This window comes from Streptomyces meridianus (genome assembly GCF_023703325.1).
Classification (GTDB): Bacteria; Actinomycetota; Actinomycetes; order Streptomycetales; family Streptomycetaceae; genus Streptomyces; species Streptomyces meridianus.
Genome location: NZ_JAMQGM010000002.1, coordinates 182,669 through 200,714 on the forward strand (window position 1 = coordinate 182,669; position 18,046 = coordinate 200,714).

16 protein-coding genes are annotated in these 18,046 nt (G+C 71.3%); 8 read left to right on the forward strand and 8 right to left on the reverse strand.

Annotation, left to right across the window (positions count from 1 at the left end):
• The first annotated feature begins 27 nt into the window (after positions 1-27).
• Positions 28-1,080 carry a LacI family DNA-binding transcriptional regulator gene (locus M1E25_RS02500; RefSeq protein ID WP_251408739.1) on the forward strand — a complete coding sequence of 351 codons (1,053 nt, stop codon included), beginning with the start codon at positions 28-30 and terminating at the stop codon, positions 1,078-1,080.
• A 59-nt stretch (positions 1,081-1,139) separates the two neighbouring features.
• Here M1E25_RS02500 and M1E25_RS02505 read toward each other — a convergent pair whose 3' ends face one another.
• Positions 1,140-1,697, reverse strand: a complete 558-nt coding sequence (locus tag M1E25_RS02505) for a histidine phosphatase family protein (RefSeq protein WP_251408742.1) — start codon at positions 1,695-1,697, stop codon at positions 1,140-1,142.
• Between the two features lie 225 nt (positions 1,698-1,922).
• Between M1E25_RS02505 and M1E25_RS02510 the strand changes: the two genes are divergently transcribed.
• From M1E25_RS02510 to M1E25_RS02540, 7 genes are all read left to right on the forward strand, one after another.
• Positions 1,923-2,177 carry a CbtB domain-containing protein gene (locus M1E25_RS02510; protein WP_285830247.1) on the forward strand — a complete coding sequence of 85 codons (255 nt, stop codon included), beginning with the start codon at positions 1,923-1,925 and terminating at the stop codon, positions 2,175-2,177.
• A 20-nt stretch (positions 2,178-2,197) separates the two neighbouring features.
• Entirely contained in the window at positions 2,198-2,959 is a 762-nt protein-coding gene (locus M1E25_RS02515) for a CbtA family protein (protein ID WP_251408749.1), read from the forward strand.
• A gap of 255 nt (positions 2,960-3,214) precedes the next feature.
• Complete coding sequence (locus M1E25_RS02520) at positions 3,215-4,462, forward strand: sugar ABC transporter substrate-binding protein (RefSeq protein ID WP_251408751.1); 1,248 nt, start codon at positions 3,215-3,217, stop codon at positions 4,460-4,462.
• A gap of 3 nt (positions 4,463-4,465) precedes the next feature.
• A complete protein-coding gene (locus tag M1E25_RS02525; RefSeq protein ID WP_251408754.1) occupies positions 4,466-5,431 on the forward strand; it encodes a carbohydrate ABC transporter permease in 966 nt (321 codons plus the stop codon).
• Positions 5,428-6,273 (forward strand): carbohydrate ABC transporter permease, encoded by an 846-nt coding sequence (locus M1E25_RS02530; RefSeq protein WP_251408757.1) that lies wholly within the window; start codon positions 5,428-5,430, stop codon positions 6,271-6,273. The genes M1E25_RS02525 and M1E25_RS02530 overlap by 4 nt, the downstream gene beginning before the upstream one ends.
• Before the next feature lie 79 nt (positions 6,274-6,352).
• The gene (locus M1E25_RS02535) at positions 6,353-8,194 is read left to right on the forward strand and encodes a GH39 family glycosyl hydrolase (RefSeq protein ID WP_251408760.1); all 1,842 of its coding nucleotides are present in this window, start codon (positions 6,353-6,355) and stop codon (positions 8,192-8,194) included.
• A gap of 404 nt (positions 8,195-8,598) precedes the next feature.
• Entirely contained in the window at positions 8,599-10,110 is a 1,512-nt protein-coding gene (locus M1E25_RS02540) for a glucoamylase family protein (protein WP_251408763.1), read from the forward strand.
• 101 nt (positions 10,111-10,211) lie between these two features.
• On the opposite strand, the gene M1E25_RS02545 is transcribed toward M1E25_RS02540, so the two are convergent.
• The 7 genes from M1E25_RS02545 to M1E25_RS02575 all read right to left on the reverse strand — a co-directional run bounded on the left by M1E25_RS02545 (position 10,212) and on the right by M1E25_RS02575 (position 17,888).
• Positions 10,212-12,824, reverse strand: coding sequence for a SpoIIE family protein phosphatase (locus M1E25_RS02545; RefSeq protein ID WP_372500499.1), 2,613 nt, complete (start codon positions 12,822-12,824; stop codon positions 10,212-10,214).
• A gap of 192 nt (positions 12,825-13,016) precedes the next feature.
• A complete protein-coding gene (locus M1E25_RS02550) occupies positions 13,017-13,487 on the reverse strand; it encodes an ATP-binding protein (RefSeq protein WP_251409051.1) in 471 nt (156 codons plus the stop codon).
• Positions 13,488-13,656: 169 nt separating this feature from the next.
• Complete coding sequence (locus M1E25_RS02555) at positions 13,657-14,079, reverse strand: (deoxy)nucleoside triphosphate pyrophosphohydrolase (protein ID WP_251408766.1); 423 nt, start codon at positions 14,077-14,079, stop codon at positions 13,657-13,659.
• A gap of 40 nt (positions 14,080-14,119) precedes the next feature.
• A complete protein-coding gene (locus M1E25_RS02560; protein ID WP_251408769.1) occupies positions 14,120-14,296 on the reverse strand; it encodes an SPOR domain-containing protein in 177 nt (58 codons plus the stop codon).
• 71 nt (positions 14,297-14,367) lie between these two features.
• Positions 14,368-16,071: an APC family permease gene (locus tag M1E25_RS02565; RefSeq protein WP_251408772.1), complete on the reverse strand. Its 1,704-nt coding sequence runs from the start codon at positions 16,069-16,071 to the stop codon at positions 14,368-14,370.
• A gap of 191 nt (positions 16,072-16,262) precedes the next feature.
• The gene (locus M1E25_RS02570; protein ID WP_251408776.1) at positions 16,263-17,015 is read right to left on the reverse strand and encodes a GntR family transcriptional regulator; all 753 of its coding nucleotides are present in this window, start codon (positions 17,013-17,015) and stop codon (positions 16,263-16,265) included.
• Positions 17,016-17,180: 165 nt separating this feature from the next.
• A complete protein-coding gene (locus tag M1E25_RS02575) occupies positions 17,181-17,888 on the reverse strand; it encodes an excalibur calcium-binding domain-containing protein (RefSeq protein WP_251408779.1) in 708 nt (235 codons plus the stop codon).
• Between the last annotated feature and the right edge of the window lie 158 nt (positions 17,889-18,046).

Here is an 18,046-nt window from a genome sequence, read left to right on the forward strand (position 1 = left end):
CCACAGCGGAAGCGGACGGTCGGTCGTGTGAGTGCCCCCACGGTGTACGACGTCGCCGATCGGGCGGGCGTCTCCATCGCCACGGTGTCGCGGGTCTACCGCAGCCCCGGTTCGGTACGCAGCGAGACGCGGGACCGGGTCCTGAAGGCCGCACGCGCGCTCGGTTACGTCCCGAGCGGCAGCGCCCGGGGCCTCGCCAGCCGCAGCACCGGGGTACTCGGACTGTGCTTCCCCGACTATGCCGACCCCGACGCCGAGGACTCCCCCGCCAACGGCGACGAGGAGATGCTCTACTCCGACGAGATCATCCGCGGCATGGAACGCGCGGCCCGCCGCAGGGGCTACGCCCTGCTCATCGCCGCCTCGCTCGCCGGGGGCCCGGAGAACCTGGTGGCGGAGGTCGCGGGCCGGGTGGACGGCTTCGCCGTGCTGGCCCGCACCGTGCCGACGGAGTCGCTCGAGGTCATCTCGCGGCGGCTGCCGGTCGTCATGCTCGCCGGGCCCAGGGAGATCGACCATCTCGACCACATCGAGGTGGCCAACCACGACGGCCAGCGCGAACTGACCCGCCATCTGATCGGTGACCACGGCTACCGGCGGCTCGCGTTCGTCGGCGGCGAGGCGGTCTCCCCCGACGCCGAAGCACGGTTCCGGGGCTTCCGGCAGGCGTGCGAGGAGGCCGGGGTGGAGGTCCCCGGCCAGCCGGACGTCCGCGCGGAGATGACGCAGGCGGAGGGACGACGGGCGGCGCATGCGCTGCTGGACCGGCCCGGCGAACCGCCGCGGGCGATCCTGTTCGCGAACGACCAGATGGCCGTCGGGGCGCTGCACGCGCTCGAGGAACGCGGCACCCGGGTTCCGGACGACATCGCGGTGACGGGATTCGACGGCATTCCGCTGGGCCGGTTGGTCCGACCGGCGCTGACGACCGTCCGGCAGCCGATGCGGCGGCTCGGTGAGGAGGCCGTCGAGTTGCTGGTGCAGCGGCTCGCGGCCCCCAAGCGGGAGCCGGTGTCGCTGGTGCTGCCCGTCACGGTGATGCGCCGGGCCAGCTGCGGCTGCCCGGACCCGCAGCTCTGAGCGGTCCCGGCCCGGCCGGCCCCCACCCGCGGAGGGTCCTGCCGCGCACCGGCTGCGGATCAGACGAGGCGGAGGTTCCAACGGCCGGCGCGACGGGTGAACCGGACGACGGCGAGCGGAAGTACGTCCACGCGCGGGAAGGATCCCGGCCCGGCGCCGAGGGCGTGCACGACCGCCGCGCGCACCACCGCGGGCCCGGCGACCGAGACGGCCCGGCCGGTCCCGTCGGGCAGGCCGTCGAGCCAGCGGGCCACGCGGGCGCACAGCTCGCTGACGGACTCGCCGCCGTGCGGCGCCGCGTCGGGATCGGCCGTCCACGCCCCGAGCGAGGCAGGGTCACGGGCGGCGATGTCGTCGAGCGTGCGGCCCGTCCAGCTGCCCATGTCGCCGTCCCGCAGGTCCGGTTCGACCGCGGCGGGGAGCCCGAGCAGCCGGGCGGTCTCCCGGCATCGGGCGGACGGGGCGGTGAAGTGGTGGCGGGCGCCGGACAGTCGGGCGGCGATCGTCAGGATCTGCTCCCGTTCGTGCTCGCCGGGCGGACGGTCGTCGCCGAACCGGACTGCGCGCACGGCGGGCCCGGTCGGGGCGGCGGCCAGCAGGGTCAGCCGGACTGTCATGGAATCAGATCCTCCCATCCCGGTGTCCGGGCCGGTCACGGAGGAGGGTGCGCCCTTGGCCGCGGGGTGCAGTACCGATAGCGTCGGTTCCGACAGGACGACGGTGCGAAGGAAGCCGGTGGGAATCCGGCACGGTCGCGCCACTGTATGCCGTATCCCGATGCCCTCCGCGGGGACTTCGGGACGGTGAGTCAGACCCTCGGGCCGTCGTCGCGTGCTCCAACAATGCGGGACGCGTGTTCCCGAGGAGGTTCCGCCGTGGCTGAATCCGCCATCACCCCTGCCCCCCTCCCCTCCGCCGACCTGGCCAAGGTTCCGGTCCGGACCCTGCTGCCCTGGGCTGCCTTCTTCGGTCTGCTGATGCTGATCGTGCTCTACTTCGTCGGCGCCGAGCAGGGCGCCACCTCGCTGATCGCGGGCGAGAACGTGCACGAGTGGCTCCACGACGGCCGGCATCTGCTCGGCTTCCCGTGCCACTGACGGCCGGGGGGAACGGACGCATGGACGCCGCCAAGGTCCGCGCGCTGCTGGTGCGCGGCATGCTGGCCGGTGCCGTCGCCGGTCTGTTCGTCTTCGTCTTCGCCTATGTCGTGGGTGAACCGCCGGTCGACGCGGCCGTCGGTTTCGAGGAGGCCCACGGCCACGGCCACGGTCACGGCGTGGAGGCGGTGAGCCGCGCCGTGCAGTCCACCGCCGGGCTGGCCACCGCCGTCCTCGCCTTCGGAACCGCGACCGGCGGCATCGGCGCGCTGGTCTTCTGCTTCGCCCTCGGGCGGATCGGTCGCTTCGGCGCGCGGGCTACCGCCGCGCTGACGGCGTTCGGTGTCTTCGTGACCGTGCATCTGGTGCCGTTCCTGAAGTACCCCGGGAACCCGCCGGCTGTGGGCGATCCGGACACCATCGGCAAGCGCACCGCCCTGTTCTTCCTGATGATCGCGCTCACGGTGCTGCTGGGCGTCCTGGCCGTGCTGCTCGGCCGCCGGCTCGCCGCACGGTGGGGCAACGGGAACGCGACGGTCACGGCGACGGGAGCGTTCGTCCTCGCCTGTGCCCTGGCGATGGCGTTCCTGCCGTCCATGCAGGAAGTGCCGGACGGCTTCCCCGCAGCGCTGCTGTGGCAGTTCCGACTCGCCTCGATCGGCGTCCAGGCGCTGCAGTGGGCGGCCTTCGGCGCCGTCTTCGGGGTGCTGGCCGAGCGGCTGCTGGAGCCCGGGGGCCGGCGCGCGGACGGGCCGAGCGCCCTGAGGGCCGCCGCCCGCTGAGGTCCGTACGGAGGGGCCGCCGGATGTGTCCGGCGGCCCCTTCGCACGACATCCATCAAACCGGTTCGGTCACAACCACTTCCGCCGTCTCTATTTCGAACCTAACGTCTGACCCCACCGGTTCGGTTTCAACTCTGCCGTTACCGAAGCGTGATCCTGGGGCCTCTTGCGAGCATCCGCGCGGCTGCCACACAGTGATGTATGCGCTTACAGGCAGCGCATACACCAGGCCTGGAGCTCGAGGAGGAGCCCCTCATGCACCGCACAGCCAGAACCGTCTCGGCCGCCGTAGCGCTCGGCGCGACCTTCGCACTCACCGCGTGCGGCGGGTCGGGCGCCAAGGAGACCGCCGCGGACGCCAAGCAGACGATCACGGTCTGGGGCTTCGGCACCGAAGGCGAGAAGCTCCAGGAAGTCGCCGACGCGTACGAGAAGAAGCACCCCAACATCACCGTCAAGGTGACCCCGATCGGCTGGGACGTCGCCCACCAGAAGCTGGTCTCCGCGGCCGCCGCCGGGACGCTGCCGGACATGGCCCAGATGGGCACCACGTTCATGGGCGAGATGGCCGACCTCGGCGTCCTCGAGCCGGTGGACACCAAGAAGTTCGACAAGGGCGACTTCTTCCCCGCCGCCTGGGGCAACAACGTCTTCGACGACAAGGTCTACGGCGTGCCGTGGTACGTGGACACCCGCGTCCTCTACTACCGCACGGACCTGGCGAAGAAGGCCGGCGTCGACAAGGCGCCGACCACCTGGAAGGAACTGTCCTCGCTCGCCGCGAAGTACCAGGACAAGGCCGACACCAAGTGGGGCATCTCGCTCCAGCCCAACGGCCTGGACACCAACCAGAACTGGCTGCCGTTCCTCTACTCCGCGGGCGGCGACCTGGTGAAGGACGGCAAGCCGTCCCTCGACACCCCCGCCACGGTCGAGGCGCTGAAGGAGTACGCCGCGTACTTCGACAAGGGCCTGGCCAAGAAGAGCCTCCGGCCCGGCTACGACGTCACCAAGGACTTCGGCAACGGCTCCGTGCCGATGTTCCTCTCCGGCCCCTGGATCACCACCAGCCTGGCCGAGAACCAGCCGCAGCTGAAGGGCAAGTGGGGTGTGGCCCCGATCCCGGCCGGCCCGGACGGGAAGGGCACCTCGTTCGCGGGCGGCTCGAACCTCGTCGCGTTCAAGGACAGCGAGCACAAGGCCGCCGCCACGGATTTCATCTCCTACCTGACCTCGACCGAGCAGCAGGTGGACTGGCACAAGCGGACCACCGACCTCCCCGCCAACCGCGAGGCCTGGGAGGGCGGCAAGCTCGGGGACAACCCGAACCTGGAGATCTTCCGCACACAGATGGACAACGCCAAGGCCGTCCCGCCGATGGCCAAGTGGGCCGAGTTCGGCGCCCGCCTGGACTCCGGCATCGAGTCGGTCATCCAGGGCAAGGCCACCCCGGAGCAGGCCGCGAAGAAGATGCAGTCCTCGACCGCAGGCCTCGTGGAGTAGGCGTTGAGCACCACGACCACTGACCGGGTCGCCACGTCCACGGCCGGCCCGGGGCCCTCCGCCCCGGCCGGCCGGGCCCGGCGGTCCCGGGCCGGCGTGCACCACCTCGCGGGCTGGCTCTTCTCCACGCCCTTCCTGGTGCTGTTCGCGACGTTCATGGCGATGCCGATCCTGGCGACCCTGGCCATGAGCTTCACCGACTTCGGACTGCGCAACGTCACCGACCCGTTCTCGGCGGAGTTCACCGGGTTCGAGAACTACACCAGGCTCTTCGAGGACGAGAAGTTCCTCGCCGCGCTGTTCAACACCGCGTACTTCGTGGCGGCGGGCGTGCCGTTGACCATCGGCCTCGGGCTCGTGGTCGCCGTCCTGCTCAACTCCGGCATCGACCGCATGCGCACGTTCTTCAGGGTCGGCTTCTACGCCCCGGTGGTCACGAGCATCGTCGCCGTCGCGGTCGTGTGGCGGTTCGTGCTCGACCCGGGCGACGGGCTGATCGCCGGCCTTGCCGCCGAGGTCGGTCTCACCTCACCCGACTTCCTCGGCTCCGAGGCGCTGGCAATGCCCTCGTTGATCGTCATGGCAGTGTGGCGCAACCTGGGCACGGTCATGGTGCTGTGCATCGCCGGCCTCCAGGCCATCCCCACCGAGGTGCGGGAGGCGTCCCGGCTGGACGGCGCGGGCGCCTGGCAGGAGTTCCGCAGGATCACCGTCCCACTGCTGCGGCCGACGTTGCTGTACGCCACCGTGATCACCACCATCGGCTACCTGAACGTGTTCGAGGAGCCGTTCGTGATGACCCAGGGCGGACCGTCGGACAGCACGCTCACGGTCTCGCTCGACATGTACCGCGAGGGCTTCAGCTACTTCCACATGGGCTATGCGAGCGCGATGGCCTACGTCCTGTTCGTGGTGATCATGGGCATCACCGTGCTCCAGCTCCGACTGCTGAAGGACAACACCAAATGACCACCGCCCGACCGGGGAAGTCACGGCACAACCGGGCACTGCCCCTCGTCCTGCTGTCGGCCGGACTGGTGGTGATGGCCGCGCCGTTCGTGTGGATGGGTCTGGCCTCGTTCAAGACCGCCCCCGAACTGTCCGCCAGCCCGCCGGTGTGGATCCCGACGGAGTGGACCCTCGAGAACTTCAGCGAGCTGCTGGACAAGCTCGACATGCCGCTGTACTTCCTCAACTCCGTGATCGTCGCCACTCTGGTCACGGTCGGCAACCTGCTGTTCTGCTCGATGCTCGGCTACGCCCTCGCGAAGCTGAACTTCGCCGGCCGCAGCCAGATCTTCGCGCTGGTGCTGGGCGCCCTGATGGTCCCCGGCAACCTGATGCTGCTGCCGCTGTTCGTGCTGATGAGCCGGATGCAGCTGCTCGACACCCACGCGGGACTCGTCCTGCCCTTCGCGGCGGGGGCGTTCGGGGTGTTCCTGATGCGCCAGTTCATGCTGTCCGTCCCCGACGAGATGCTCGAGGCGGCCCGCATCGACGGGGCGGGCGAGTGGTTCATCTTCTGGCGGATCGTGATGCCGTTGGTGAAGCCCGCCCTGGCGACACTCGCGATCCTCACCTTCCTGCAGTCCTGGAACAACTTCGTGTGGCCGCTGATCGCCACCAACGATCCGGACAAGTACACGCTGCCGGTGGCCCTCGCGACGTTCGCCACCGACCCCAACCAGGCGGACGGTTCCAACGGCGTCCTGATGGCCGGATCCTTCCTGGTCGTCCTGCCGGTGCTGCTCGTCTTCGCCGTCCTCCAGCGCTACTTCACGCAAGGGTTCGCCACCGCAGGCCTCAAGTGACGCCACGGCGCCCCCCGACAGCCGCACGACCCGACAGCCGCACGACCCGCACGCCCCTGACGAAAAGGTACGTCCACTCATGACCGACAAGTCCGCAGCCCGTGCCGACTGGGAGCAGCGCATCGGCATGCCGAGCGACGCCGGTCTCACCGGCACCGGCGAGCTCCCCGCCCCCACCGGTCTGACGGCTGAGGACGGTACCGGCCATGTGCTCCTGAACTGGGACCCGGTGCCGGGCGCGCTCGGCTACCTCGTGCACCGAGCCGAATCCGTCGACGGGGAGTTCGTCCCGCTCGACCATCTCGGGGGCGATGTCCTCGCGGTGCCCCACCCGCCGTACGCGGACACCCTGGCCGCCCCCGGCCGCGGCTACTGGTACGCCGTCGCGACCTGGTCGGACAGCGGCGCCGGGCCGCTCTCGGAGCCGGTCAGCGGCTGCGCCCGGGCGGGCGGTTCGGAGCCCGCGGGAGTCCAGGTCACCGTGGACGCCTCTGCCGAGCCCGGTCCGCTGCCGGACGTGTGGCGGCGCATGATCGGTGCCGAGCACTTCTCGCTGCTGCTCTGGGACAAGCCCGGTTCGGGCGGCTCCGACGTGGCGAAGGAGTACGCCGAGGCGCTGGGCATCATGCGCGACGAGATCGGCGTCCGTACGGTCCGTGCACACGGCACCTTCCTCCCGGAGACGGTGACGGTCCGCCCGGACGGCAGCTTCGACTTCTCCGGCCTCGACGAGGTCTACGACCGGTTCCTGGCCACCGGCCTGAAGCCCGTCGTCGAGCTGTCGTTCATGCCGAAGGAGCTGGCGTCCGACCCCGGCTACACCGTCTTCGACTACAAGGCGCTGGTGTCGACCCCGAGGGTCTGGGAACGCTGGGGCGATCTGGTCCGCGACCTGACCGTCCACCTGCGGGAGCGGTACGGCGCCGACGAAGTGGCGGGCTGGGAGTTCGAGGTCTGGAACGAGGCCAACCTCGAGGTCTTCTGGAACGGCACCCAGGCCGACTACCACCGCCTCTACGAGGTCGCGGTCCGCGCCGTGAAATCGGTCGATGCGCGCATCCGCGTCGGCGGCCCCTCCTCCGCGGCCGCCGGCTGGGTCGGCGACCTGCTGGAGTTCTGCCGCGAGAACGACGTCCCGGTCGACTTCGTCTCCACCCACACCTACGGCAACGCGCCACTGGACTTCCGCCCGCTCACCCAGGCGTACGCGAAGGCCACCGGCAAGCCCGAGCCGGAGATCCTGTGGACGGAGTGGGGCGTCACGCCCACCCACTTCAACCCGGTGAGCGACGCGGTGTTCTCCGCGCCGTTCGTGCTGCGGGGCATGAAGTCCGCGCTGTCCTCCACCGACTGCCTCGCGTACTGGGTGTGCTCCGACCAGTTCGAGGAGCTGGGCTGGCCGCCGAAGCTGTTCCACGGCGGTTTCGGCCTGCTGACGGTCGGCAACCTGCGCAAGCCGCGCTTCTGGGCGCTGTACCTGCTGTCCCGGCTGGCCGGCGGACGGCTGCCCGCCACGGTCACCGGGGACGGCGCCGAGGCGCTCGTCGAGTCGCTGGCCACGGGCTCGGACGCCGCGGTGGACGTCCTGGTGTGGAACGGCACCCTCGACCAGTCCAAGGTGGCCGGCGCCAAGGTGCTCGACCGGACGGTGACGGTGAAGGTCAACGGCCTTCGCCCCGGCACCGAGTACACCGTCACCTCGCACCGGGTCGACCAGGAGCACGGCAACATCCAGGCGGTCTGGGACGGTCTCGGCGGCGGCGACTGGCCGGACGAGCAGCAGTGGGCCGAACTCCGCGCCGCCGACGAACTCCCCACGGAGACCCTGGCCGCGGTCACCGCCGACGCCCACGGCACGGCCACGGTCACCACCCCCCTCCCCAACCCGGGCATCCGCTTCCTCCGCCTCACCACCGACTGAACCCGCCCCTCTTCCCCCACCGGAGCCGGAGCGGGACAGCAAGCAGCACCGGGCCCATCGGGGACTTGGCGGAAGGGGAGGGCGACTGCCGCACACAACCGAACAGCAATACACCCGGTACGGCGCTCACCACCACACACCGAACCGTCGAACGAGGCGGTCAGAGGCGGGAGTCCGAACCGGAGGGGACGGGGTCGCAGGGAAGGGGTCCTGGACACTTCCGTGTATTTGTGGCCGGCAGCGGCCGTAAATATGCGGTCCAGGACCCCTCCCCGGAGGCCTCGGACCCGGCACCACAACGCACCCGCACCACCGCACGAAGCGCACCACAACGCACCCGCACCCGCACCACCGCAGAACCGCACGTTCCACCCCCGATCCACCCCACCCCAGGGAGGAAACCCATGGACCGTCGCAGATTCCTCGCCGGCACCGCCACCGCCGCCACCGCCGCAGCCGCCGGCGCCGCCTTCGCCCCCCGCGCCACCGCCGCCCCGGCCCCGTCCCCAGGAGCCGCCACCGGAATCGCCTCGGCCGGCACCGCCACCGGCAGCGTCAAGGACACCCTGCACACCTGGTTCCGCGACACCTACCGCTCCATCGAAACGATGACGACGGACTTCGGCCTCCCCGCCGACGCCCTCGATCTGAGCGGCCCCACCCCCGTCAGGTCCCGCAACACCTCGCCGACGAACATCGGCTGCGGTCTGTGGTCCACCGTCGCCGCCCACGGACTCGGCGTCATCAGCGGCACGCAGATGCACTCCCGCCTCGCCCGCACCATCGGCGCCGTCGAGAAACTGGAGCGCGCGAACGGTTTCTGGTTCAACTGGTACGACCCGGCCACCGGTGACGTCCTCACCGAGTGGCCCGGCACCGGAGCGCCCGTCCGCCCGTTCCTGTCGTCCGTCGACAACGCCTGGCTCGTCACGGGCCTGCGCATCGCCGCCGACGCCGACCCGTCGCTGCGGCCCCGGGTCGAGCGGCTGCTGGCGGACGCCGACTGGTCGTACTACTACACGCCGTTCGACGCGGACGACCCCATCGGCCACCCCGGCCAGCTCCGCGGCGGCTTCTGGACCGACACCGGCGAGCCCACCGGCCACCACTACGGCGCGCTCAACACCGAGCCCCGGATGGCCAGTTACCTCGGCATAGCCGACGGCAGCCTGCCGACCGAGCACTACTGGCACGTCTTCCGTACCCTGCCCCCGGAGAACGGCCAGGAGCAGACCCCGCAGGGCGGCAAGGTCACCATCGACGGCGTCAGCGTCTACGAGGGCCACTACACCTACCGCGGCCGCAGGATCGTCCCCACCTGGGGCGGGTCGATGTTCGAGGCCCTGATGGTGCCGCTGTTCGTACCGGAGCCCGAGTGGTCGCCGAAGTCCTGGGGCCTGAACCACCGGCGGACCGTGCAGTCGCACATCGAGCACGGACTGCGGGAGGCCGAGTACGGCTACTGGGGCTTCTCCCCGTGCAACGTCCCCGAGGGCGGCTACCAGGAGTACGGCGTCGACGCGATCGGCATGAACCTGGACGGCTACGCCTCCAACACCGACCGCACGTACATCAAGGAGGGCGAGCCGCTGCCGCCCGCCTCGGCGTACACCAACGGCGTCGTCACCCCGCACGCCTCGTTCCTGGCCATGCAGTTCGCCCCGGACGACGCCGTGGCGAACCTGACGCGGATCGCCCGTGACTTCGGCGCCTACGACGACGGATACGGCTTCCGGGACTCCGTGAACGTGCAGACCGGCCGGGTCAGCGCCCACGTCCTCGTCCTCGATCAGGGCATGATCGCCGCCGCTCTGGCCCAGCAGCTCAAGCCGGGCCTGCTCCAGCAGCCGTTCCGCAGCGGCGGCTTCACCGGACGGGTCCGCCCGCTCCTGCGCAAGGAGCGCTTCAGCATCTGACGCACCCGGCCGGCAGGAACGCAGAGCAAGGAGGGGCGCCGCAGACCGCGGCGCCCCTCCCTCCTTCCGTCCGTCCGGTTGCTCCGGTTCAGCAGCCGCGGTCAGTACAGGCTGAGCAGCGCCTCGACCGGGTCGGCCGGCGGGCTGCCGCCGTTCGGCAGCCGCAGCTCGAACCAGACCGTCTTGCCGTGCGGGGTGCGGCGACTCCCCCAGCCGAGGCTGAGCAGGCCGACGAGTTGCAGGCCGCGCCCGCCCTCGTCGGTGTCCCGGGCCCGGCGCCTACGGGGCTGGACCAGCCCGCCGTCCCACACCTCGCAGACGAGGGTGCTGTCGAGCAGCAGCCGGATCCGGATCTCGCCCTCGCCGTAGCGCAGCGCGTTGGTGACCAGCTCGCTGACCAACAGTTCGGTGGTGTCCACGAGTTCGCCCAGGCCCCAGGTGACGAGCTGTCCGCGGGCGAGTTCACGGGCGCGCGAGACCGACTGCGGTTCGGCCGGGAGCTTCCAGTCGCCGACCGACTCGGCGGGCAGCCCCTGGACCCGCGCCATGAGCAGGGCGATGTCGTCCTCGCCGTGGTGGGTGTCGAGGGCGCTGAGCACGTGGTCGCAGACGTCCTCGAGCCGGCGGCCGGGGTCGGCGAGCGCGGCGCGGAAGGCGTCCATGCCCTCGTCGAGCGGCTGGTCGCGGGATTCCACCAGGCCGTCGGTGTACAGGGCGAGCAGCGCATTGTCGGGCAGCTCGACGTCGATCTCCTCGAACGGCTCGCCCCCCACGCCCAGCGGCATGCCCGACGGCACCTCGAGCATCAGCGCCGGCTCACCCGGCTCCACGACCACGGGCGGCAGGTGCCCGGCGTTGGCGATCGTGCAACGGCGCGTGACCGGGTCGTAAACGGCGTACACGCAGGTGGCGAGGTAGATCTCGGACAGGTCGGACGACTCGTCGGCGCTCTGCCTGCCTCGGCTGGCACTGCGGGCTCCGCCGTGGGTCCCCGCGGGCGCACCCAGGCCCTGGGCGATCTCGTCGAGAGCTCCGAGCACTTCGGCGGGCTCGAGGTCGAGCAGGGCCAACGTCCTTACGGCGGTGCGCAGTTCACCCATCGCGGCGGCGGCCCGCAGACCGCGGCCCATGACGTCGCCGACGACGAGAGCCGTCCGGTGGCCGGGCAGCTGGATGACGTCGAACCAGTCGCCGCCCACCTCGGTGGCGGTGTTGCCGGGCAGGTACCGGCACGCGATGTCGAGTCCCGCGGCCTCGGGGTCGCCGGGCGGCAGCAGGCTGCGTTGGAGGATGAGGGCGCGCTCGTGCTCCCTGCGGTAGAGCCTCGCGTTGTCGATGCAGACGGCGGCTCGGGCGGCCAGCTCGACGGCGAGGGCGATGTCCCGTTCGCCGAAGGGTTCGCTGCCCTTGGTCCGGGAGAACTGGACGAGCCCGACGACGGTGTCGTGGGCGACCATCGGGACGGCGAGCGTGGACTGCACCACCACGCCGAGTTCGCGGGGGCTGTCGCCGTCCCCGCCCGGTATGAGCTGCGGCCGGGCGGTGCGCAACGCGTCGGCGCAGGGAGAGGTGAAGGGGAAGCGGTGGACCTGACCGACGGCGGTCGGCTCCGAGGTGTCCTGCCCGCCGATGGCGACGGGCGCGTCGGAGACGGCACTGGAGAAGGCCACGCGGCGCAGCTCGGCGCTGCCGTCGGCCAGTCCCTGCGGTGTCTCGTCACCGGCCAGCAGCCCCTGGTAGAGGTCGACCGAGGCCAGGTCGCAGAAGCGCGGGACGGCCACGTCCAGCAGCTCCCGGGCGGTGGTCTCCAGGTCGAGCGAGTTGCCGATCCGGGCCCCGGCCTCGTTGAGCAGCGCCAGGTTGCGGCGGGCGCTGGCGGCTTCGCGTTCGGCATTGCGCCGGCGAGTGACGTCCATGCCGAGCGCCGCGACACCGATGGTATGTCCGGTGCGGTTGTGCAGCCGGTAGAGGTTGAGGGACCAGCGGTGTCCGTCGCGCTGCCCGGGTATGGCGCCCGCGAGCTGCATCTCGGTGACGGGGCTGCCGGTCTGGAGGACCTGCCGCAGCGCGACGTTCAGCCGGTCGGCCTCGGCGCGCGGCAGGTAGTCCTCGGCGCTGCGCCCGCGGTGGGAATCGGCGGTGCCACCGAAGATGGTGGCGAAGCGCTCGTTCGCGCGCATGATCTGGAGGTCGGTCCCGAACAGCAGGAAACCCACCGGGGATTGGCCGAAAACAGCTTGTGAGGCGGCGAGGTCGGTCTCGATGTGCCGCAGGGCGCGTACGTCGACGACGACACACAGGGCACCGCGTCCGCCGTGCTCGGTCCTGGTCGGCATCACGTACAGCTCGGCCAGTCCTTCGGCGGGGGTGCCCTGGGCGCTGCGGTAGGGAACGATGCCGACGCGGCCGCCGGCGTCCGCCCCCGAAGGCAGCTCACCGGCCTCCAGGATCTCGGTGAACCAGCGGTCGGCGCCGTCGCGGAGTTCGGCGGGGAGGAATGCCTCGACGGGACTCCGGCCCAGCGCATCTTCGGCAGGAATGCCCAGGAGGGCGGCTGCGCGGTCGCTCCACTGGTCGATGCGGCCGTCGGCCGCGAGGGAGAAGGACGCGACCCTGATGTAGTCGTAGAGCGACCCGGGAGGGCTGTTCAGCCGGCCGGCCGCCTCGGCAGCCGTCTCGTCGGGGGTTTCCGCCCCCGCTGGTATCTCGCTCACGCGACCGTCCCCTCCAGCTCACACATCCCGGACCGGTCCTCGCCGAGTATCCAGCACAACGACCACCGGGACACGGCCTCCCCGATCACAGCACAGTCTCAATCGACCGCAGCCGATGCCCCCCGTGTCCTCCACGCGGCGGCCCCCGCGGCTCTCGCAGCAGCCGTGATCAGTCGTTCTCTCCCCCCACTCCTAACCCATCAGCGGCAGCTCGAACCACACGGTCTTGCCGGTCCGGCCACGGCGGGTCCCCCAGCGGCGGGCGGAACCGGCGACGAGCTGCAGACCGCGCCCGCTCTCGTCGTCCACGCCGACCGCCCGTTCCCGCGGCGGGTCGGGCAGCGGATCGGAGACCTCGACGAGGAGGGCGTCCGCCGCCCGGTCACGCTCCATGCGCAGGCCGATCGGGCCGCTGGCGTGGCGCAGGGCGTTGGTCACCAGCTCGCTGACCAGCAGCGCCGTCATGTCGCCCATCGTCTCGAGCCCCCATTCGCGCAAGGTCCCCCGGACGACCGCACGGGCGCCGGCGACGGCGTCGGGCTCCGCCGGAAAGGTCCACTCGGCGTTCGAACCGGGCGGTGCAGCGGCGCCCCGGGGGCCGCTCGGCGAGGGCGGAGCCTCTTCGGGAGGACCCGCATCTGTGCTGTCGCTCACGCCGACCACTTCCCGGAGCAGGGAGCGTTCCCTTTCGGCCAGGACGCCCGACCGTCCCGGACGCACCGGAACCATCCTCGCTGTTCATGACGATCAAGACAATCAGCCCGTCATGGTGTGCATACCCCGGATCGGATCGACCTATCTCGGGACCACTGCGGCACCGGGCGGACCTCATTCAGAGCTCCGCCCCGGGCCCGGCCGCGCGGAGCCTGCGCATGACCTCGGCGACGGCCGGACGGTCCAGCTCCAGCCAGTCGACCTCGTCGACCCGGTCCGGGGGCAGCCATCGCAGCTCGTCGTGGTCCTCCAAAGGCCGAGGCCGGCCGGACACGAGCCGGACGGTCCACACCTGCAGGACGTAACCCCGGCCCAGCGCCCATTCACCCGGGATCCGGTCCCGGACGCGGGCTTCGACCCCCAGTTCCTCCCGCAGCTCGCGGACCACGGCTTCCTCCGGAGTCTCGCCCGGCTCGACCTTGCCGCCCGGCAGCTCCCACCGGCCGGCCAGCCCGGCCGGCCGGGTGCGCCGCGCGGCGAGCAGTGCTCCGTCGCGCGTCAGCGCGCCGCCTGCCACGATCCGTGCACCGTTTTCGGTCATGTGCCGCAACCTGGAAACCTCTCCGGCGAGCCGTGGAACTTCACGAACGGCGGCCGAGGCGTTCCACCGCGTAGAGTCCGGGCCCCTGGCCGTCCAGGCGGGCGGCGACCCGCTCGGCCTCCGCCCGGGTCGGATAGCTCGCGACCCGGTAGCGGTTGCCGTTGCCGTCCTGCCGAATGACGAGCCACGGCTGGACCGCCGTCGCACGTTCGCTCATCGTCACCCCTCCACCGCCCCCGCGACCGCGGATCGCGACGCGGGGGCAACCGCAATCTGCATATGCCGACCCTACGCCGGTCCTTCACTGCATGGACACGGTTTCTTGCAAAGGGTGATGTCACCGGCCACGTGTTCGAGGTTCCGGTCGGCGGGGCGGCCCTGACCGGCCCCCGCCGCGTCGGCCCCGGACTCCGCGACGATCGCGGCCAACGAGGGGTTGCGCCAGGCGCTGCGGACGCCCCACACGTAGAACGCCAGGCCGACCAGGGAGACGACGAGGAGGTCCCAGTCCTCGGGGAGGTATCCGCGGCCGCCGAACTCCTTGCCACCGGCCCACGACACGAAGGCCATGACCAGCAGGTACACGACCATCCATGCGCCCGCCTCGAGGTGCGGCTTCAGCTCGGCCCACGGCCTGCGCAGCTCGTACCAGGCCCAGATCGGCAGGCCGATCGCCATGATGAGGATGACCTTTCCGGTCAGCGGCCAGCGGGCCCAGTACATGACCAGCGAGCCGAAGACCATGGCCAGCGGTGCGATGACCGGCATGGCCCGCAGCCGGACCGGCCGCGGCAGCTCGGGCGCCAGACGGCGCAGCGACATCACGGCCACCGGACCGGTGACGTACGAGATGACGGTCGCGACGCCCACGATCTCGGCAATGGAGCCCCAGCCGCGGAAGACGGCGAGGAAGGCGAACGCCACCACGAGGTTCAGCAGCAGCGCCGGGCGCGGCACGCCCGTCTTCCGGTCGACCTTGCCGAAGACGCCGGGCAGGTGCCCGTTCTCCTGCACCCCGTGGATCATGCGCGAGGTGGTGGCCGCGTAGATCATGCCCGTGCCGGACGGCGAGACGAACGCATCGGCGTACAGCAGCAGGGCCAGCCAGTTCAGGCCCCAGGCGATGGACAGGTCGGCGAGCGGGGAGTTGAACGACAGGCCGGCCCAGCCGCCCTTCGCCAGGTCCGCGGCCGGCACGGCCATCAGGAACGCGACCTGGAGGGCGAGATAGATGACGAGGGCGATCAGGATCGAGCCGATGACGGCCATGGGCAGCGACCTGCCGGGCTTGCGGGCCTCGGCGGCCATGTTGAGCGGTGGCTGGAAACCGTTGAACGCCCAGACGATGCCGGAGACGGCGACCGCGCTGAAGACCGCGCTCCAGCCGTTCGGGCTGAAGCCGCCGTGCCGGGCGACGTTGCCCGTGTCGAAGTGCGCCAGCAGCAGGGCGCCCGCGGTGAGGCCGGGAACGACGACCTTGAAGACCGTGATCGCGGTGTTGGTCTTCGCGAACAGTGAGATCGCGAACCAGTTCACGAAGAAGTAGAAGACGAGCAGGACACTCGCGGCGAGGATGCCGGTCGTGCTCAGTTCCTCGCCCTGGTACAGGCCCTTGGCCCAGCCGAAGCTCCACGAGCTCATGTACTGGATCGACGCGGTCGCCTCGCCGGGGATCACGGACACGATGGCGATCCAGTTGGCCCAGGCGGCGAGGTAGCCGGCCAGCGAACCGTGTGAGTACTGTCCGTAACGGACCATGCCGCCGGCCTTGGGGAACATCGCCCCCAGCTCGGTGTAGGTGAGGGCGATGGTCAACGCCACCACCGCGCCGATGACCCACGAGATGACGGCTGCCGGTCCGGCCAGGGCAGCAGCCCGTTCCGCTCCGAAGAGCCAGCCGGAACCGATGATCGACCCGAGACCCACGGCCGTGAGAGCCACGGTCCCCAGGGACCGCCGGTAGTTCGAGTGGGACTCCTGCTCCGTACTCAACGCTCTTGGTTCTCCCTACGCCCCCACGGCTGACAGAAGCCGCCATCGTACGAGCGCCACCACCCCGAAAATCCCACAGCGATGCTCTGACCAGGGGTTATGTGAGGTTTCCAACACTGGGGCGGGGGAACCGGACCGCTCCCGCCCGGCGTCCGGAACGGGCTCGGCAAGCCACCTCCCGGTGCGCCGGCTCAGCGCACCGGGAGGTGGTACGAGAGCCGGAAGCGGTCGGCCGGCACCACGATGTCCGCGGTCTCGACCGGACGTCCGGAGGCGAAGTAGGTCCGCGTCACGACGAGGACCGCACGCCCCGGAACGCAGCCGAGCGCGAGGGCCTCCTCGGCCCGGCCGGGCCGGGCCCCGACCTCCTCCATCACGTTGTCGACGACCACCTCGATGGCCGCCATCCGCTCGACGACCCCGCGTCCTGCCAGCGGGCCCTCCTCGGGGAGCATGACCGGGGAGCGGCCGGTCACGGAGAGTGGCTCCCAGGAGGTGGAGAGCATGGCCGGCCGGCCGTCGACCCGGTAGACGTAGTGAGTCCGCATGACACGGTCGCCCGCCTCGATCGCCAGCCGTGCGGCCACGTCCGGGCTCGCCGGCTCCTGCTCGCTGTGGGAGTCCCACGAGCCCCGGACGCGGTCGTCCCCCTGTTCCTGGCGGAAGGGCGTGGACTCGTCGGCCGGCCGGTAGCCACCGCGCACCACACGCTGCGGCACGGGCTGCTCGCGCACGTACGTCCCCGAGCCGGACCTGCCCTCGACCAGCCCCTCCGCCATCAGCACCTTGCGCGCCTCCAGCGCCACCGTGTCCGACACGCCGTACTCCTGGCGGATTCTGGCCTGCGAGGGGAGCCGGGTGTGCGGGGGCAGGGAGCCGTCGACGATCTGGCGCCGCAGGTCGCCGGCGACCCGGAGGTACGCAGGCTGCTCACCGAAAGGCACGTGCCCCTCCCAACAGGTTGACAGACAGCAACAGCCTGGCAACTGTTCGTGGTCAAACGCAACCACGGGCCAGAGTGTCACCCGATGTGGGGATCTTCCTCCGTGACGCGCGTCAATTCCTCGACAGCCAGCGGCTTTCGAGGTATATGCCGCCACAGTGCGGGGTCAGGACGGCGGGGCGGCGGGAGAGGACGACGTGGGGGCCGGCGCCTTCGACTCGTGCGGTTCGCACGCCAGGCCGTCCTGGTCCCGGTCGAGTTCACGCCGGTAGGCGGGAGCGTCACCGGGGATGTCGAAGACGCCGTCACGGTGCGCCTCCGTGCAGTTCTCGTAGTGCCCCGCCGGCTCGCTGCTCCCCTCCCTCGGCCCGGGTTCCGCGACCTCGCGGACCGAGGCCGCGACGATCTCGCCGTGCCGCACGGTGTAGGTGCCGCGGAACGACTTCGTCGTGCCGTCGGTCTGCACCGCGTCCAGTGCGATCTCGACCCTGCTCCCGGAGGTGCCCAGGATCGTCAGGTCGTCCCGTTCCAGGCCGTCGAATCCCGCGGCGAAGGCGTCGTAGGACGAGGCGAGGTTACGCCCGCCCAGCTCCCAGGCGGTGCGGAAGTCACGGGCGTTGATCGCCGCGTAGTAGGCCGTGACCACCTCGGCCGGCGACGTCGCGCGGGGCTTCCCCGAGGGCCGGCCCGAGCTGTCCGCCCGGGGCGACGTACCGGCCGGACCCGAGCTGCCCGAGTCCCCGGGGACGGTCCGGGTCACCGTCTCGCCCCCCGTCGGAGACGTGGTGGACGTGCAGGAGGCGAGCGCCGGGGACAGGACCAGCGCCAGCGCCAGCGAGGGCCCCGCGGACAGCCGCATCGTCCGACGGGTCATGACGACCTCCAGCCCCGCCTGAACGGCGCGCCGGCGGCCCTCCCTCGGGGCGGAGAGCCGGGAGCCTTCATGGTCGGTCGAGGCGCCCGGGGCCGCCACTCGGACGGCCCGGGTGCTCCACGCCGGCGGGGGCGCTGCCGGGAACCGCGCCCGCACCG

Bases quoted from the DNA above. Each gene is read 5' to 3' on its own strand.
- M1E25_RS02505 (WP_251408742.1), bottom strand. From the start codon at position 1,697: ATGACAGTCCGGCTGACCCTGCTGGCCGCCGCCCCGACCGGGCCCGCC.
- M1E25_RS02510 (WP_285830247.1), top strand. From the start codon at position 1,923: ATGCGGGACGCGTGTTCCCGAGGAGGTTCCGCCGTGGCTGAATCCGCC.
- M1E25_RS02515 (WP_251408749.1), top strand. From the start codon at position 2,198: ATGGACGCCGCCAAGGTCCGCGCGCTGCTGGTGCGCGGCATGCTGGCC.
- M1E25_RS02520 (WP_251408751.1), top strand. From the start codon at position 3,215: ATGCACCGCACAGCCAGAACCGTCTCGGCCGCCGTAGCGCTCGGCGCG.
- M1E25_RS02530 (WP_251408757.1), top strand. From the start codon at position 5,428: ATGACCACCGCCCGACCGGGGAAGTCACGGCACAACCGGGCACTGCCC.
- M1E25_RS02535 (WP_251408760.1), top strand. From the start codon at position 6,353: ATGACCGACAAGTCCGCAGCCCGTGCCGACTGGGAGCAGCGCATCGGC.
- M1E25_RS02540 (WP_251408763.1), top strand. From the start codon at position 8,599: ATGGACCGTCGCAGATTCCTCGCCGGCACCGCCACCGCCGCCACCGCC.
- M1E25_RS02555 (WP_251408766.1), bottom strand. From the start codon at position 14,079: ATGACCGAAAACGGTGCACGGATCGTGGCAGGCGGCGCGCTGACGCGC.
- M1E25_RS02560 (WP_251408769.1), bottom strand. From the start codon at position 14,296: ATGAGCGAACGTGCGACGGCGGTCCAGCCGTGGCTCGTCATTCGGCAG.
- M1E25_RS02575 (WP_251408779.1), bottom strand. From the start codon at position 17,888: ATGACCCGTCGGACGATGCGGCTGTCCGCGGGGCCCTCGCTGGCGCTG.